Annotated in this window: 15 protein-coding genes; 5 read left to right on the top strand and 10 right to left on the bottom strand. The window is 69.1% G+C overall.

All coding sequences use genetic code 11. The annotated features are described in order from the left end of the window. Positions 1-77: 77 nt before the first annotated feature. From ACFYXH_RS33580 to ACFYXH_RS33570, 3 genes are read right to left on the bottom strand one after another with little or no spacing between them, the layout of a single operon-like run. On the bottom strand, positions 78-914 hold the full coding sequence (locus tag ACFYXH_RS33580; protein ID WP_389571120.1) for an ABC transporter ATP-binding protein: 837 nt from the start codon (positions 912-914) through the stop codon (positions 78-80). Further along, the gene (locus ACFYXH_RS33575; RefSeq protein WP_389571117.1) at positions 911-1930 is read right to left on the bottom strand and encodes an ABC transporter substrate-binding protein; all 1020 of its coding nucleotides are present in this window, start codon (positions 1928-1930) and stop codon (positions 911-913) included. The genes ACFYXH_RS33580 and ACFYXH_RS33575 overlap by 4 nt, the downstream gene beginning before the upstream one ends. Positions 1931-1965: 35 nt before the next feature. After that, positions 1966-2829, bottom strand: a complete 864-nt coding sequence (locus ACFYXH_RS33570; protein ID WP_389571114.1) for an ABC transporter permease — start codon at positions 2827-2829, stop codon at positions 1966-1968. 188 nt (positions 2830-3017) lie between these two features. On the opposite strand from ACFYXH_RS33570, the gene ACFYXH_RS33565 reads away from it, so the two are divergent. From ACFYXH_RS33565 to ACFYXH_RS33555, 3 genes are all read left to right on the top strand, one after another. After that, positions 3018-4064 (top strand): LacI family DNA-binding transcriptional regulator, encoded by a 1047-nt coding sequence (locus ACFYXH_RS33565; protein ID WP_389571468.1) that lies wholly within the window; start codon positions 3018-3020, stop codon positions 4062-4064. Then, complete coding sequence (locus ACFYXH_RS33560; protein WP_389571111.1) at positions 4064-5275, top strand: mandelate racemase/muconate lactonizing enzyme family protein; 1212 nt, start codon at positions 4064-4066, stop codon at positions 5273-5275. The genes ACFYXH_RS33565 and ACFYXH_RS33560 overlap by 1 nt, the downstream gene beginning before the upstream one ends. Before the next feature lie 485 nt (positions 5276-5760). Next, positions 5761-6957 (top strand): acyl-CoA dehydrogenase family protein, encoded by a 1197-nt coding sequence (locus ACFYXH_RS33555; protein ID WP_389571108.1) that lies wholly within the window; start codon positions 5761-5763, stop codon positions 6955-6957. Positions 6958-7035: 78 nt separating this feature from the next. Here the strand turns inward: ACFYXH_RS33555 and ACFYXH_RS33550 are convergent, their stop codons facing one another. From ACFYXH_RS33550 to ACFYXH_RS33520, 7 genes are all read right to left on the bottom strand, one after another. Continuing rightward, positions 7036-7611: a GAF domain-containing protein gene (locus ACFYXH_RS33550; RefSeq protein WP_362683088.1), complete on the bottom strand. Its 576-nt coding sequence runs from the start codon at positions 7609-7611 to the stop codon at positions 7036-7038. Then, positions 7608-8222, bottom strand: coding sequence for an ATP/GTP-binding protein (locus ACFYXH_RS33545; protein ID WP_389571105.1), 615 nt, complete (start codon positions 8220-8222; stop codon positions 7608-7610). Before ACFYXH_RS33545 ends, ACFYXH_RS33550 begins: the two co-directional genes overlap by 4 nt. Next, positions 8200-8571 (bottom strand): DUF742 domain-containing protein, encoded by a 372-nt coding sequence (locus ACFYXH_RS33540; protein ID WP_362683082.1) that lies wholly within the window; start codon positions 8569-8571, stop codon positions 8200-8202. Before ACFYXH_RS33540 ends, ACFYXH_RS33545 begins: the two co-directional genes overlap by 23 nt. A gap of 2 nt (positions 8572-8573) precedes the next feature. Next, positions 8574-9008: a roadblock/LC7 domain-containing protein gene (locus ACFYXH_RS33535; protein ID WP_327327309.1), complete on the bottom strand. Its 435-nt coding sequence runs from the start codon at positions 9006-9008 to the stop codon at positions 8574-8576. 7 nt (positions 9009-9015) lie between these two features. Beyond that, a complete protein-coding gene (locus ACFYXH_RS33530) occupies positions 9016-10881 on the bottom strand; it encodes an ATP-binding protein (protein WP_389571102.1) in 1866 nt (621 codons plus the stop codon). Positions 10882-11237: 356 nt separating this feature from the next. Further along, the gene (locus tag ACFYXH_RS33525) at positions 11238-12419 is read right to left on the bottom strand and encodes an MBL fold metallo-hydrolase (RefSeq protein ID WP_389571099.1); all 1182 of its coding nucleotides are present in this window, start codon (positions 12417-12419) and stop codon (positions 11238-11240) included. A gap of 175 nt (positions 12420-12594) precedes the next feature. Next, positions 12595-13059, bottom strand: coding sequence for a PPOX class F420-dependent oxidoreductase (locus ACFYXH_RS33520; protein ID WP_389571096.1), 465 nt, complete (start codon positions 13057-13059; stop codon positions 12595-12597). 126 nt (positions 13060-13185) lie between these two features. On the opposite strand from ACFYXH_RS33520, the gene ACFYXH_RS33515 reads away from it, so the two are divergent. Both ACFYXH_RS33515 and ACFYXH_RS33510 read left to right on the top strand, forming a co-directional pair. Continuing rightward, complete coding sequence (locus ACFYXH_RS33515) at positions 13186-13755, top strand: carboxymuconolactone decarboxylase family protein (RefSeq protein WP_389571093.1); 570 nt, start codon at positions 13186-13188, stop codon at positions 13753-13755. A gap of 172 nt (positions 13756-13927) precedes the next feature. Beyond that, on the top strand, positions 13928-15106 hold the full coding sequence (locus ACFYXH_RS33510) for a Glu/Leu/Phe/Val dehydrogenase dimerization domain-containing protein (RefSeq protein WP_389571091.1): 1179 nt from the start codon (positions 13928-13930) through the stop codon (positions 15104-15106). Positions 15107-15163: the final 57 nt, after the last annotated feature.

The following is a 15163-nucleotide window of genomic DNA, read 5'->3' as shown; positions in this document are numbered from 1 at the left end:
GTACTTGGGCGACTCCGACAACATCGCGAGTGTGCGTGCCAGGGGTCGCGGGGCAGGCGGGACTTCAAAAACACGCCCTAGTCCTGCGCGGACGCCGCGCCGAGCAGACCCCGGATATGGCTGGTGGCCGCGCGGAACTCCGGCCGCCCCATCGTCTCGGTGTAGTCGCGCTCGGCCGGCAGTCCCACGTCGATGATCTCGGTGACGGTGCCGGGTCGCGGGCTCATCACCAGCACCCGGTCGGCGAGATAGCACGCCTCGGAGATGGAGTGGGTGACCAGCAGCACGGTGGTGCCGGTCTCCCGCCAGATGCGGTTGAGCTCCACGTTCATCTGCTCACGGGTGAGCGCGTCGAGCGCGCCGAACGGCTCGTCCATCAGCAGCACCGGCGGCTCGTGCAGCAGCGCGCGGCACAGCGCCACCCGCTGCTGCATTCCGCCGGAGAGCTCATGCGGATAGGCGTCCTCGAAGCCGCCGAGCCCGGTCATCGCGATCAGTTCGTCCGCGCGCGTGCGAGCCATGTCGCCCGGCATCTTCCGCATCTCCGCCTGCAGAAGAATGTTGCGCCGCGCGGATCGCCACTCCAGCAGAGCCGCGCGCTGGAATACGTAACCGATGTCGTGCCGCGGCCCCCGCACCCGCTCGCCGTTCAGCCGGACGTCGCCCGCCGACGGCTTCAGCAAACCGGCGACCAGCTTGAGCAGCGTCGACTTGCCGCAGCCCGACGGGCCGACGATGGCGACGAACTCGCCCGTCGCGACATCGAGGGAGACCTCGCTGAGCGCGGTGACGTCCCGGTTCTTGGTACGGAACCGTACGGCGACGTCCTCAAGGCCGACCGCCGCCGTGGGCTCCTGGCTCTCCTTGGTGATCACCACCGGCTCCCGCACCGTCGAGTCTCTGGCCATCGTCATCCCTTCAGTGCGGTGGAGCTGTCCCAGTACTCAGCCACGGACTTGGGGCTCTTGACGAGACCCGCCTCGGCGAACACGTCGATGGTCTGCTGCCAGTCGGCGTCGGTGTTGATTCCGGGGGCCTTGCCCTGCGTCGCCCGGGTGTGCAGCAGCGTCAGGGTCGTCTTGAACTGCTCGGACAGGACTTCCTTGGGCGGGAGTTGCTGGCTCGCGCCCTGCATCGCGGCGACGGCCGGGGCCGGCGCCTTCTCGGCGGCGGCGAAGGACTCGCTGACCGCCTTCACCATGCGCGCCGCGACATCCTTCTTGCCGGCAAGGAACCTCTGACCGGTGATGAGACCGTTGGAGTAGAAGTTGAGTCCGTTCTCCGAGAAGCGCAGATAGGCCACCTGCTTCTTGGCCTTGTTCTGCATGGTCGGGCCCTGGTCGCTGGCGTATCCGAGCAGCCCGTCCGTCTTGCCGGAGATCACCGCGGCGATCTTGCCCGCCGGGTCGGTGTTCTGGACCTTGACGTCCGACTCCTTGAGCCTGTTCTTCTTCAGGAAGATCGGGAAGGTCTTGGAGAGTGCGTCGCCCGCCGTACCTGCGATGGTCCTGCCCTTCAGGTCGGCGGGCGTCTTGATGCCCTTCGACTCGAAGAACTGCACGGACGAGGGTGTGGTCTGCAGAAAGACGCCGAGGCTCTTCACCTTGACGCCGGAGTCGACGCCGGAGAGCACGGCGGGCGTGTCGGCCCAGCCGAAGTCGGTCTGACCGGCGCCTGTCGCCTGGACCGTCTTCTGGGAGCCCTGTCCCGCCCGGATGTTGAGATCGATGCCGTACTTCTCGAATATCTTCTGCTGCTTGCCGAAGTAGAACGGCGCATGCTCGCCGTACGGATACCAGTTGAGCGTCAGCGTCACCTTGTCGAGCTTCTTGCCGGAGTCGCTGGTGGTCTTGTCCGAGCCGTCCTCACCACAGGCCGTGGCGACCAGGAGCAGCGGAACGAGGCCGATCATCAGTCTGCGCGCAGTCATGGCTGGTCCTTCGCGTCGGCGTGGGTCGTGCCGGGCTAGTAGGTGGTGGTGACGCTTCCGTCCCGGCGGCCGGCGTGCCACGGAAGGAGGAACTTCTCGGCGATCTCGACGAGGACGAAGAGGACCACGCCGATCAGTGACATCATGAGCAGTCCCGCGAAGAGCATCGGGGTGTCGAGGTTTCCGTTGGCCTGGAGGATCACATAGCCGAGTCCTTCGTTCGCGCCGACGAACTCACCGACGACGGCACCGGTCACGGCGAGCGTGACGGCGACCTTGAGGCCGGAGAAGAGATGCGGCAGCGAGGCCGGGAAGCGGATCTTGACGAAGGTCTGCCAAGGGCGCGCGCCCATCGTCGACGACAGCTGGAGCATCTCCGGATCGACCGCCTTGAGTCCGGTCACCATCGAGATGACGACCGGGAAGAAGGCGATGAGGACGGCGATGAGGATCTTCGGCGCGATCCCGAAGCCGAGCCAGACGACGAACAGCGGCGCGATGGCGATCTTGGGCACGACCTGGGCGAAGAGCAGGATCGGGTAGAGAGTCTTCTCGACGGTGGACGAGTAGACCATGATCACTGCTGCGAGCACGCCGACACCGACGGCGATCACAAAGCCCAGCAGCGTCTCGTAGGTGGTCACCCAGCTGTGCTGCCAGATGTAGTCGGTCTTCCCGGTCAGCACGTCGAGCGTCGCGCCGGGTGAGGGGACGAGATAGAGCTCGACCAGTTCGGCCGCGGCGATCACCCACCACGCGCCGAAGCAGACCAGCAGCAGTGCGACGGGCCGCCAACTCTGCTCGAGCGCACGGACGGCCCGCTCCCCCGCTCCCGGCTTGTTCCGCTGAGCAACTCCCGCCACTTTTACGGGTGCTGCCTCGGTGGCGCTCTGGCTCACGGTCAACTCCTCTGGGCTCCGGAGCGGTTAAGAGGCGCTGTCTGGGGCTGTGCTGTCTGGAAAACGCTTTCAGAAAGCGCTTTCTGATAAGGTGTCGCCACGCTAATGACTGCCTGTACGCACGGTCAATAGGTCGTCCCGAAGTTTCGGGGGGTGCAGTGAGTGAACGGCAAGCAACACCTGTCCATGTGACGCTGGACGTCGTCGCGCGCAGAGCCGGCGTTTCCCTGGCCACCGCGTCGCGCGCCCTCAACGGCACCACCCGGGTCCGGGAGGATCTGCGCCGGCGCGTACGCGCGGCCGCCGATCTGCTCGGCTACATTCCCAATGCCCATGCCCAGGCGCTCGCCAGCGCCTCCAACAACACCGTGGGCCTCATCTGCCACGACGTCGGCGACCCGTACTTCGCCGCCATCGCGGGCGGTGTGATGCGGGCGGCAGCGGAGCAGGACCTCCTCGTCATGCTCGCCAGTACCTTCCGCGAACCGGCGCGGGAGATCGCGTACGTCTCCACGCTGCGCGCCCAGCGCGCTCGCGCCATCCTGCTGATCGGCTCGGGCTTCCAGGACCGGGAGTGGGAGCGGGCGCTGGCGGCGGAGCTGGAACCGTATGTCCGCGCGGGCGGCCGCGTCGCGGTCGTCAGCAGGCACCGCAGCCTGCGGGTGGACGCCGTCCTGCCCGAGAACCGGGCCGGAGCGGCGGCGCTGGCGCGCGCGCTGCTGGAGCTGGGACACCGGGAGTTCGCGGTGCTGAGCGGCCCGCCCGCGCTGACCACCGTCTCCGACCGGCTGGCCGGGTTCCGGGAGGGTCTCGCGGAGGCGGGGATCGCGCTCGCGCCGGAGCGGGTCGTACTCGGTGCCTTCACCCGCGACGGCGGGTACGCGGCGGCCCGCGAACTCCTCGCCCGCTCCACCCGGCCCACCTGTGTCTTCGCCGTCACCGATGTGATGGCCGTGGGGGCGCTGGCGGCATTCCGGGAGGAGGGCGTACGGGTACCCGGGGACGTCTCCCTCGCGGGCTTCGACGACATCCCTCTCGTACGAGAGCTGTCCCCGCCGCTCACCACCGTCGCGCTGCCGCTCACCGCCATGGGCCAGGAGGTCATGGCCCTCGCCCTGCGCGAACCGCGCGGTCCGCGGTCGCGGGTGCTGCGGGTCGGCGGCGAGGTCGTCCTGCGCGCGAGCGTCGCACCGCCACCGCCACCGCCCGACTCCCTTACGGAAAGGACCCGTTGATGGCCCCGCACACGGCTCCGCAGACGGCCACGCACACGGCGCCACAGGCGGCACCGACGTTGAACCCGTCGGCGAAGATCGAGCGCGTCGAGACCTTCGCCGTCGCGCTGCCCACCCGCCGCTCCTTCGGCGTATCGGGCGGCGCGGTCGCCGTCGCCGGGCAGCCGTCCCTGCGGGTACTGGTGAAGGTGAGCGCCGACGGGGTGCACGGCTGGGGCGAGGCGACGCCGATCCCCGCCTGGACCTACGAGACCGCCGAATCCATCGTCACCACCGTCGACCGCTATCTCGCACCGGCGATCGTCGGCAGGCCCGCCTGGAACCTGGATGCCGTGGACAGCGCCTTCGACCGGGCCGTCAACCGCGGCTTCACCATCGGCGCGCCTCTCGCCAAGAGCGCGGTGGATGTGGCACTGCACGATCTGCTGGGACGGGCCGCAGGGGTGCCGCTGGGCGTGCTCTGGGGGCAGCGCAGGTCCGAGACGATCGAGCTGGGCTGGATCGTCTCGGGACAGTCGCCGGCCGAGGCCGGCGACAGTGTGGCGGAGGGCTCGGACGCCGGGTACCGGGCGTTCAAGGTCAAGATCGGGCTGCATGACGAGGACACCGACGCGGCAGTGGTGGCCGCGGTGCGCGCGCACGCGCCGACTGCACCGGTCTGGGTGGACGCCAACCAGGCGTACACCGTGGACGCGGCACTGCGTATGGCGCGGCGGCTGGACGCCATCGGGATCAGCGCCTTCGAGCAGCCGCTGCCGGCCAATGACATCGCGGGTCTGCGGCGGCTGCGTGAGCACTCCCCGGTGCCGGTGGCGCTCGACGAGAGCCTGCGGCACCCCACAGATCTTGCGACGTTCGTCCGGCTGGAGGCGGTGGATGTGGCGATCGCCAAGGTGCAGCGCAGTGGCGGTCTCACGCTTTCACGGCGGCTGTGCTCGCTCGCGGAGGACTGCGGGGTGCGGCTGATGGGTTCGGGGCTCACCGACTCGGATCTGGGACTTGCCGCGTCGCTGCACCTCTTCGCTGCGTACGGGATCGACACTCCGGTCGATCTCAACGGCCGTCAGTTCATCGACTCCCCGTACGCGACCGAGACGGTGCGGGTGGAGAAGGGAGTGGCTCAGGTGCCGGATTCACCGGGGCTGGGGGTCGAGGTGGACGAGTCGGTGGTGCGTGAGCTGGCCGTCGACGTACTGGAGCACCGGGCGTGACAGCGCCCGGCTGTTGTACGCGCCGGGGCGCGCGCCGCTGGCACCCCCGCGCGCTCCGAGCGCCGGATGCGCACCTCCGACCGCCGGTCCCCCGCTGGTCTGCCCGGCCGGAGTGCGTTCTTTTCGGTCCAGGTCTGCGCCGTATCGGTTCTGCTGGTGTTCCTGGATGTCACTACTGCGCATGTCTGAGGAGGCTCTTTGTCCCTCAGTGCCATATGCCCACGAAACCTTTGCCGTTGGCATGTGGCAGGAAGACGCACAGGGGGAATGCCGTACGGCAGGACCGGACGGGCCCGTACCACACGGAACACAGCCTTAATCAAACGTCAACGGTCCCCGTTTTGGACAGAGTTGGCGTCGATCTTGTGCCACCCTGAAACGATCAACACCATGATGTGGTCGGCCTGTTCGGGACGAGACCACTGCCGATGCACCACCTGCTCGAACAACCGCCCGAGCAGGCGTTTAGCAGAGGAAGGCTCGCGATGGACGGTTACTTCGCCGGTCGACTACATCATCAACTACGTGATCATGTGCGTGACTTCGCAGAGAAGGAGATACGTCCGCGGATCCCCGCGATGGAGGCATCCCGTGCCGTCCACCACGAACTGTCCCGGCTCGTCGCCCGGCAGGGCTGGCTCGGCGCCACGATCGGCAAAGAGCACGGCGGGATGGGGATGGGGCACCTCGCCAAGACCATCATCATCGAGGAGCTGTCCCGGGTCAGCGGCGCGATGGGTGCGATGGCGCAGGCCTCCCAGCTGGGCGTTGCCAAGATTGTCCACTTCGGCAGCGCCGAGCAGAAGAAGACCTGGCTCCCCTCCATCGCCGCCGGCGACTGCCTCCCGACGATAGCGGTCACCGAACCCGAGTCGGGCGGCCATGTACTGGGCATGAGTGCCACCGCCGTACGGGACGGCGACGACTACGTTCTCAATGGCCGAAAGGTGTTTGTCGGCAACAGCCATGTCGGTGATCTCCACGGCGTGGTGGTCAGGACCGCACCCGGGTCCAGGGGGTTGACCGCCTTCCTGGTGGAGTCGGGCCGGCCGGGCTTCAGCATCGGCGAGCAGCAGCCGACCATGGGCCTGCACGGCTTCAGCTTCGGCGAGCTGCACTTCGACAACTGCCGTGTCCCCGCGCCGAATCGGCTCGGCGAGGAGGGCGACGGGCTGGCCGTGGCGTACTCCTCCAGCGTGCTCTACGGACGCGCCAATCTCACCGCCGTATCGCTCGGCATCCACCAGGCGATCCTGGAGGAGACCACGAGGTTCTGCTCGGATCGGCAGCGCTATGGCAAGCCGCTCCATGAACTGCCGTCCATCAAGCTGAAGTTGGGGACGCTGCAGTCCCGGCTGATGACCTCCAGGCTCGCCGCGTACCACGCCGTGCATCTGCTGGACGAGGGGCTGCCGTGCGATGCGGAGCTGATGAACGCCAAGCTGGTCAATGTCGAGTCGGCGATCGACTCCGCGCGCAACGCCATGGAGATCCATGCCGCGGCAGGGCTCTTCACCGACCGCCCCATCGAGCGGTATATGCGGGACGCGCTCCATATGTTCGCCCCGGCCGGTACGTCTGACGTACAGCTGCTGCGTCTGGCGGAGGTGGCGCTGGGCACGACGAGGGGCCAGTGGTCGCAGCGGCTGTCCGACGTGGTCCGGCTGGAAGCCGCCGTCTGAACCGGTCCGCGGCGCATGACGTCCCCGGGAGCGCACGAGGCAGCCCGGGGACGTCACTTCACAAGGATCAGAGGGACTTCAGATACCGCCGTCCTCACGCCGGTGGATCTGGTCGATCAGTTCCGCGGCCAGCGACTTGATGGTCTCGAGCCCCGCCCGGCCCCAGGGCCGCGGCTCGGTGGCGACCACACAGATCGTGCCCAGCGCGATCCCCGTACGGTCGATCAGCGGCGCACCGAGATAGGAACGGATGCCGATCTCGTCCACGACCGGGTTCCCGGCGAACCGCGGATAGTCGCAGACGTCCTCCAGGACCAGCGCCTTGCGCCGTACGACCACATGCGGGCAGTAGCCGTGGTCTCGCGCCATGAACCGGCTGACATCACCGCCGCCCGCCGCGGCCGTCGCACCCAGGTCGGTTCCGGAGTGTGTACCGGCCGGGGTGTGCAGTCCGGCGAAGAACTGCCGGTTCTCGTCGATGAAGTTGACCATGGAGTACGGCGCGCCGGTCACCTCGGCGAGCTTGTGCGCGAATTCGTCGAAGGCCGGGTCCGGCCGGTCCCCGAAACCCAGCTGACGCAGCCGCCTTACACGGACGGGCGCTTCGCGGTCGACGGGAGTGAGCAGCAGATGGCCGGTCGGGTCGTACGTCATGTCGGTGCTCCGTAGCTCGGTGCCGGGGCCGGCACCGCGGTGGTGGTGAGCAGATGCTGGACGAGGGTGACCAGGGTCCCTATCCCCGAGCTGGCGATCCGCGCGTCGCACAGCACGACCGGCACCTCCGGCTTGAGGTCGATCGCGGCCCGTACCTCTTCCGGGTCATAGCGGTAGGCGCCGTCGAACTCATTGACGGCGACGACGAATCCGATGCCGCGCCGCTCGAAGAAGTCCACCGCGGAGAAGGAGTTCTCGAGACGGCGCGTGTCGGCGAGGATGACCGCGCCGAGCGCGCCTTCGGAGAGCTCGTCCCACATGAACCAGAAGCGCTCCTGGCCGGGCGTTCCGAAAAGATAGAGCACATGACTTCGGTCCAGGGTGATCCGGCCGAAGTCCATGGCGACGGTTGTGGTGGTCTTGGACTCGATGCCGTCCAGACTGTCGGTCGCCACGCTGACCTGGGTCAGCAGCTCCTCCGTACTCAGTGGTTCGATCTCACTGACCGCTCCCACAAAGGTCGTCTTGCCGACGCCGAATCCGCCCGCGACGAGGATCTTCAGCGCGGCGGGAAAGGCATCGGCAAACTCAGAGTCGTCGTCGTAGGCCATCCAGCACCGCCTCCAGCAAAGATCGGTCGGTGGGTGAGTCGTGGCAGCGGGGCGCCCGTGCTGTGACGGCCCCGCAGTCCACGAGATCGGAAAGCAGCACCTTGGTGACCACAGCCGGGAGCCTGAGGTGCGCCGAGATCTCGGCGACCGAGGTCGGCCCGTCGCACAGCCCGAGCGCCAGGGCGTGCTCGGGGCCGAGGTGCGTCTGCGGCACGCTGCCGGTGGCCATCACCAGGGAGAGGAGATCCAGCGCGGCCGTGGGACGGGTGCGGCCGCCGCTCACCGTGTACGGGCGGATGAGCCGGCCGGCCGCGTCGTCGAGCAACGGCCCGTCCTTGGGGGCCGGCACGTTCACTGCCCCGCAGCGCTCGGCGCCCCCGCCGACTGTCTGGCCGGGGTGGTCAGGTACGGCCGTACGCTCTTGACCAGCATCGCCATCTCGTATCCGAGGACCGCGGCATCCGCCTCACGCCCGGCGAGCACGGCGAGGCAGGTGCCGGAGCCGGCGGTGGAGACGAACAGCAACGTGGAGTCGAGCTCCACGACCACCTGGCGTACCTCGCCACCGTCACCGAAACGCGCTCCGGCGCTGCGGCCCAGTGAGTAGAGGCCGGAGGCGAGTGCCGCCATATGGTCGGCGCTGTCGGCGTCCAGGCCGTGCACCGATTTCACCAGCCCGTCGGAGGAGAGCAGCACCGCATTGCGTGTGTACGGCACACGCTGGACCAGGCCGCTGAGCAGCCAGTCGAGGTCCGAGACATGGCCGTTCGGCACATCGCTCACCATGGTGCATCTACTCCTTGGGGGTGTTGTCGTGGCGCAGCGGGGCGGGCTGTGGGGCGGGGTCCGCGACGGACTGGGACTCGGCCAGGCCGATGCCGCGTTGGAAGGCCGCCATCAGGCCGGGGTCGTGGAGGGTGTTCTCGTCGTCCTTGCGGGGCGACGGGGCGTCCCTGAGCTGGGGGACGAGGTGTTCCTGGCTGCGGCGCTTGGGCAGTTGGGGGCGGCCCATGGGGCTGGGCACCGTTCCGTCGGAGGGCGGTGCCGCCGTGGTGTGGACGGGCTGCTCGGCGGACGAGGTCTCCGCGGGTACCGAGTGGTTGACGCCGGGGCGGGCGGCGGCCGGGTTGGGACGGTCGCTCTGGTCTCCGCGTAGGGGGAGGAGGCCTGCGCCGAGGGTGGCGTGCACCGGTGCGTGCTGCGGCTGTTGAAGCTGCGGCTGTGATTCCAGTTGCGGTTGCGGTTGCGCTTGATGCTGGGGTTGGGGTTGGTGAAAGGCCGGTGGCTGGTGGGGCATTGAGTGAAGCTGCTGCGGGATCAGGGGTGGGGTCGAGGGCAGAGCCCCGGCCGCCTGAGCCGCGTCGGGCTGGGCCGTGGGGCGGTCTGCGGTCTCGTGCCCCGCGGCGGCCTCGGCCGGCGAGAGTCCATCTGGCTCGGCACCGAGGATTCCCTGCGGCAGTACGAGAACGGCCTGGACGCCGCCGTAGATATTGGACTGGAGCCGTACCGCGATGCCGTGTCTGCGGGCGAGCGCGGAGACCACGAAGAGGCCGATCCGCCCGTCCTGCAGCATATGGGCGACATTCACCTGGTCGGGGTCGGCGAGCAGGGCGTTCATCTTGTTCTGTTCGACGGCGGGCATACCGAGGCCACGGTCCTCGACCTCGACGGCGAGTCCGGCCGTGACGTGCTGGGCGCGCATCAGCACCTGAGTGTGCGGGGCGGAGAACAGCGTGGCGTTCTCCACCAGTTCGGCCAGCAGGTGGATCACGTCGGCGACGGCGTGGCCGCGCAGGGTGCCGTCGATCGGCGGTACCAGTTTGACCCTCGGGTACTGCTCCACCTCTGCGATGGCAGACCGGAGCACCTCGGTCATGGTGACCGGGTTGGACCATTGCCGACGGGAGATGGCGCCGCCGAGGACAGCGAGGTTCTCGGCGTGCCTGCGGATGCGGGTGGCCAGGTGGTCCACATGGAAGAGGCCCTTGAGCAGCTCGGGATCCTCGACCTCGTTCTCCAGCTCGTCGAGCAGCTGGATCTCGCGGTGGACCAAGGACTGGAGCCGACGGGCCAGATTGACGAAGACTTCGACCTTCTGTTCGTTGCCGACGCTGCTCGAGAGCCGGGACGCCTGCACCACCGCCGCCACAGCGGCCTCGTGGGAGCGGCTCAACTCCTGTGTGAGCAGATCGAATTCGTCTCCGCCCGGTGGTGCGGGCTGCGGCGTCCTGCGGGCGGGCGGGCCTTCGCCCCGTCTGAGCTGGTCGATCACCGTGCGCAGCTCGGTCTGTCCGCGCGCGGTGGACTGGCGCAACGCGGCGCAGCGGTCGTGTACGGATTTGGCCATGCGGTCCGCGCCCATCGCCGCCGCCACCACGGAGGCGACGGCCAGCACAGCGGAACCGGTGAGCACGGCCCACAGGTTGGCGGAGGGCTGGGCAGCGGCGGAGCGGATCGCGAAGATCACCGCGGCCGCGCCGATGAGCGCGGTGCCGACCGCGGGCAGGACTGCGGTGCGCAGGAGTTGAGGACGTATACGGGCTTCCGGTGACGACGGCACGGAATGCGGCCTCCCTGCCGATGACAGGGAGCCTGGCCGGCCGTGGCGCCCGCCCTCACGGCGGTCCGGCCGCGCGGCGGGTGCGCGTAGTTGAGACATCAGCGTCCTTGGTACGTGGGGCCCCAGGAATCGGCGTACTGCAAGTGGTCAGCTTCGGCTCCCGGCGGGCTCGTCATGCACAACATGAGCCCACCGCTGATCACCGGCAACACACGGTAGTCGCCAAGCGCGCACGTGCGACGGGCAGTTGACAAACTTGCCCGCCATTCGTCCCGCTCTGGTATGAGGCCTCGTACGCCAGCCCGAAAACGCGGGCTTGACCCCCTCCCGCCGCGACGGCGGCGAAGGGGGTCTCGGATGCCGCAGAGTCACGCGTTGCGGGTCGGATGCCGCAGAGTCACGCGCTACGGATCAGGCGCCGCGGACGCAGGCGCCGCAGGGTCAAGCGCTACTCGTCAGGCGCTCGGTGCCACCTCGGGGCTGCCCGTATCGGCCGCCGCGGTCCACCCCGTGGCGGGCGCCGTCGCCGCTGCGCGCCACCACGGCTCGGACGGAATGCCCTCGGCGGTCGGCTCGAACGGCTCGCCGGGCCGCGGCAGCGCGATGCGCGCACCTTGCGCGACTGCTGCCGCGACCGTGCCCTCGCCGGGCTCGGCCCACGGGTGCGGCGCGAGATTGAACGTCCCCCAGTGGATCGGCAGCATCGCGCCGGACGGCTTCCCGGCCTGCAGATCGAGATGGGCGCGCACACCTTCGGCGGGCGTCATATGGATGTCGGGCCAGTATTCGCTGTACGCACCGATCTGGATCATGGTGGCATCGAACGGGCCGTGCTCCGCGCCGATGTCCTTGAAGCCGGGGAAGTAACCGGTGTCCCCGCTGTGGTAGATCCGGTGCTCGGGGCCCGCGACGGCCCATGACGCCCAGAGGGTGTGCTGCTGATTGCGCAAGCCGCGCCCGCAGAAGTGGCGCGCGGGCGTGGCGGTCAGCCGGAGGCCGGCCACCTCGGTCGACTCGTTCCAGTCCAGCTCGCGCAGCCGGTCGGCGGGCACGCCCCAGTGCTCCAGGTGTGCGCCGACACCGAGCGGCACCGCGAAGATCGTGTCCGTGGAGGCCAGGGCACGGATGGTGGGCAGATCGAGGTGGTCGTAGTGGTCGTGGGAGATCACTACGACGTCCACCGGGCCGAGGACGGCGAGCGGTACGGGCACGGGGTGCAGCCGCTTGGGGCCTGCGAAGGGGAAGGGGGAGCAGCGCTCGCCCCAGACCGGGTCGAAGAGCACCCGCCGGCCGTCGATCTCGGCGAGAACGCTCGAATGCCCCATCCAGGTGAGCCGCAGCCCCGAGGCCGGAGGCTTCGCGATATCGGCGAGAGTGGTGGCGTGGATGGGCACGAGTCCGACCGGGGACCGGTGCGCCCGCGCTTCCTTCCGGAAGTAGATCTTCGCGAATTCGATCATGGAGCCGCCGGACGGCCTGGTCCTGGCCCCCACAGGGTTCTGGAAGGAGCCGTCCGCGAAGTTCGGCGAGCGGCGGATCCGCTCCCACCGCTCTCCGGCCGGGTCGGCGCCGAATGCGGCGGGTCGCAGCGAGCGCAGCCGGGAGCTCAGCGGGTGGGGGGAATCAGTGCCGGTCACGGCACCTCCTGATGTCGGTGTCTTTTCATTATGAGCGGGGGGTACGACAGGACGGGAACGGGCCCGCTACGGGGCTCGGCGGCGCCGGTTTCCCGGGAACTCGGCGTCGCCGATCTCCCGGGCCGGTCATCGCCGTTTTCGCGGCCGGGGCCGGAGCGCGGGCGGCATGACCGACTCAGCCGCGCGGCTGGCCATAGGCCCGTTCAATGCGCAGCCGCAGCACAAGGCGCTTGTCGCGGACCATCGAACGCCGGTAGTCGTCCCAGTCCTGGTGTTCACCCACGACGTCCCGGTAGAGGGTGATCAGCTCTTCGACTGTGGCGTCGTGCGGGTCGGCCGCGACCGGGGAGAGCTCCGCAGTGCCCTCGACGACGGTCCATGCCCAGCGGTCGTCGCTGGTGACGTGGTACCCGGCGCGCGGGTCGCGGCGTAGGTTCCTGGTCTTGGCCCGGTCATCGGTGACGGACACCCGGATGGTCCGCTCGTCGGGGTAGTACGCGTGCTTCACATTGGAGAGCTGGGGCCTGCCGTCCCGCTTGAGCGTGACCAGTACCCCTCCGTCGCACTCGGCGACCAGCTTCAGCAGCGCTTCCTGCTGAGCGTCCCTCTGCGGATCCAGCGGTGCGTCGATGTCCGTCATGACCTCAGCAACGCCTCACCCCGGACGGGTGTTCCTGAAGATCTTTCCTTCCCGATGTCACATCCCGGTGCACCCGGTCCGTCGTACGCATGAAAGGACGTCGTCCACACCTTCAGGAGGCCCGTCATGGCCCGTATTTCACTCACCCCGCGCCGCTCGCTCCTGTTCCGCGCAGTGGAGTGGTACTGCAAGCGCACATACGGAAAGGTCCTCGACCCCGCGAGGGCGCTGGCCCACAACCCCCGGGTGCTGTGGACCGACCTGCGTTTCGAGCTGTCGGTGGCCAAGTGGAAGGAGCTCGACCCCGGTCTGAAGGCGTTGGCCGTGATGGCCTCGGCGGCCTCGATCGGGTGCAGCTGGTGCATGGACTTCGGACACTGGGAGAGCCAGGGCCGCGGTATGGACGTCCGCAAGCTGCGCGATGTACCGATGTGGCGCGACAGCGACGTCTACACCCCGCTGGAACGCGATGTCATGGAGTACGCGGAGGCGATGACCGCCAATCCCCCGGAGGTCGGGGACGAGCCGGCGGCCCGGCTGCTCACCGCCCTCGGCGAGGCCGCGTTCGTCGAGCTGACCGCGATGGTGGCGGTGGAGAACCTGCGCTCGCGGATGAACGCCGCACTGGGTCTGACCAGCCAGGGCTTCAAGGACCACTGCGACATTCCGGCACGTCCGGGGACCGCCGCCGGCTGAGCCGCGTGCTGCGGCACCACCGCCCGGCAACATTGTTGACGATCACGTAGACGGGGGAACTCCGAGCTCCAGATATTGACTGGCGATTCAGTTAGTCTGTGATCCGGCCACGGGCGCGGGCGGTTGCTGTCCCCGGCCCCACCGTGATCACCGTTCCCGAGGAGACCACCGGATGACCACTCCCCTGCTGTCGCTCACCTGGACCGACCATGTCACCGGCCGCCAGGGCCATCTGGTGATCGACCGGCTGGTGCGCGGGGTCTCCAGCGGGGGCCTGCGGATGCGCGAGGGCTGCACGCTGGACGAGGTGGCCGGGCTGGCCCGCGGGATGACGATGAAGGAGGCCCTCCACTACAACCCCGAGGGCCGGTACATCCCGCTCGGCGGCGCCAAGGGCGGTATCGACTGCGACCCGCAGGACCCGCGCGCGTACGGGATCCTGGTCCGCTATCTGCGCGCCGTACGCCCGTACATCGAGAACATGTGGACCACCGGCGAGGACCTCGGGCTGACCCAGGACATCGTCGACAGGGCCGCGGCCGAGGCCGGTCTGGTCTCCTCCATCCAGGCCGTCTATCCGCTGCTGGACGACGAGGCGACGGCGCGCCGTCGGCTCGCGGACGCGTTCGCCGTCGAGGTGGACGGCATCGGGCTCGACGAGCTCGTCGGCGGCTGCGGTGTCGCCGAGTCGGTGCTGGTCGCGCTGGACCGGGCGGGCGTGGCGTACGAGGGGACCCGTGTCTCCGTCCAGGGTCTTGGCACGATGGGCGGCGCGACGGCCCGGTTCCTCGCCCGCGCCGGGCTGAAGATCGTCGCCGTCGCCGACGTCAAGGGCACCGTCGCCAATCCGGCCGGGCTCGATGTCGATGCGCTGCTCGCGGCCCGTGACTCGTACGGGACGGTCGACCGTACGGCGCTGCGGCCGGACGATCTGGAGCTGTCGGACGACGCGTGGCTGTCGGTGGACGCGGAGGTACTGGTGCCCGCCGCGGTCTCGTACGCCGTGGACACCGCCAACCAGGCGCAGATCACCGCGCGTTGGATCGTCGAGGCGGCGAACATGCCGGTGCTGCCGGATGCCGAGGAACTGCTCGCGCGGCGCGGCATCACGGTACTGCCGGACGTCGTCGTCAACTCCGGTACGAACGCGTGGTGGTGGTGGACTCTGTTCGGGGACATCGGCGCCGACGCGGACGAGGCGTTCGCGTACACCCGTCACTCGATGCGCGCGCTGATCGGCCAGATGCTGGCGCGCGCGGAGGCGGACGGGACCACGGCGCGGGCCGCCGCGCACGCGATCGTCGCCGACCGGCTGCCGGTTATCGCCGAGCGCTACGGCTGGTACGGATGACGGCTTGGCCCGACATCCTCTCCGCCCCGGGGTCGGTCGCCGTCGTCCGCGGACCGC

The sequence above is a fragment of the Streptomyces sp. NPDC002730 genome (assembly GCF_042888805.1).
In the GTDB taxonomy this organism is placed as follows: domain Bacteria; phylum Actinomycetota; class Actinomycetes; order Streptomycetales; family Streptomycetaceae; genus Streptomyces.
This window is presented reverse-complemented; position numbering and strand designations above follow the sequence as displayed.